General features: G+C 49.6%; 2 protein-coding genes and 2 pseudogenes. 3 read left to right on the plus strand and 1 reads right to left on the minus strand.

The window, feature by feature from the left end; genetic code table 11:
- The 3 genes and pseudogenes from BM353_RS16780 to BM353_RS16790 all read left to right on the plus strand — a co-directional run.
- Positions 1-82: pseudogene (locus BM353_RS16780) on the plus strand (IS5/IS1182 family transposase); the annotation flags it as partial.
- Between the two features lie 339 nt (positions 83-421).
- Entirely contained in the window at positions 422-736 is a 315-nt protein-coding gene (locus BM353_RS16785) for a hypothetical protein (RefSeq protein WP_143104208.1), read from the plus strand.
- Positions 737-739: 3 nt separating this feature from the next.
- Positions 740-964 carry a hypothetical protein gene (locus BM353_RS16790; protein ID WP_143104209.1) on the plus strand — a complete coding sequence of 75 codons (225 nt, stop codon included), beginning with the start codon at positions 740-742 and terminating at the stop codon, positions 962-964.
- Here BM353_RS16790 and BM353_RS16795 read toward each other — a convergent pair.
- Positions 948-1,028, minus strand: a pseudogene (locus tag BM353_RS16795) (IS5/IS1182 family transposase); the annotation flags it as partial. The gene BM353_RS16790 and the pseudogene BM353_RS16795 overlap by 17 nt on opposite strands.

Below are 1,028 nucleotides of genomic sequence, written 5' to 3' on the forward strand. Positions count from 1 at the left end.
CGTCGCAACCCGGTATGATCGCTGCCCCAAGGTCTTCCTCTCGGCCATCGCTCTCGCAGCAATCGTCATTTATTGGCTATGAGTCCTGACCCTAACAGTCAAACGCCCCACAATAGGACAACATGGCCTACATTGGCGACGGGCGCTCGACAGACGCACACCCAAAGCCCATTCTCGTTGTCACAAGGGTGTAGAACGGCTAGCATCGTAGCAAGCCAGCTGGGATTCCAACGTGACAACTGACACTACAAACTGCGTCTTTTTCATTTATACCCGCGCTTTAAGAATTTTTTTTGGGGATTTTACCTAAGTGAAGGCTCTACTTCAGAAGCGAATTATTTATTTATGCTTTGGCCTCTTCGTACTTTCCGGCTGCGGTCTAGGGTGCCGACCTGACGCGTGCGACACAGCACAAGTAGCAATGTCTGAACTTACCCCTGTCGCTTTAGCAATACAGGACCAAGTGGCATCCGGCGATACCGCGCCGGAAAACTTATCAGCTGCTGCAGGTCAGGAAATGCCATATTCTTTGGCGCAAGGATCAGTTCTTTCACAACCGTTTGGGCAACCTAGTGCCAGTTATGTACTCACGTTATCAAACTCGGATGAAATCCCGGTCACCTACCTTGTACTTGAAGGGCAACCAAATTTTTCTTTTGAGTATTATAGTCGATGGGGGCGCGACACATGCACATGGGAAACCGAAAAATCAGATTGGTTATGTTTCAGGAGGTAGTAAATGGGTGATGTAAGAGCACTGACGGATGGTGAAATCGAAATGCTTTCATCAGTATACGGCGATTCAATGGACTATTCTCGTGTGCGCGTCCGGGACGGAGGCACAGCGCAGGGGTCAGGCTTCACTCCGTTCAATACGATTAATATCGGACGGAACATTTATAGTGATGACTACTCATTAGAACAAAGCCTCGCTCTAGGGTCAGGACTCATAGCCAATAAATGACGATTGCTGCGAGAGCGATGGCCGAGAGGAAGACCTTGGGGCAGCGATCATACCGGGTTGCGAC

The organism is Poseidonocella sedimentorum (assembly GCF_900116005.1).
Taxonomy (GTDB): domain Bacteria; phylum Pseudomonadota; class Alphaproteobacteria; order Rhodobacterales; family Rhodobacteraceae; genus Poseidonocella; species Poseidonocella sedimentorum.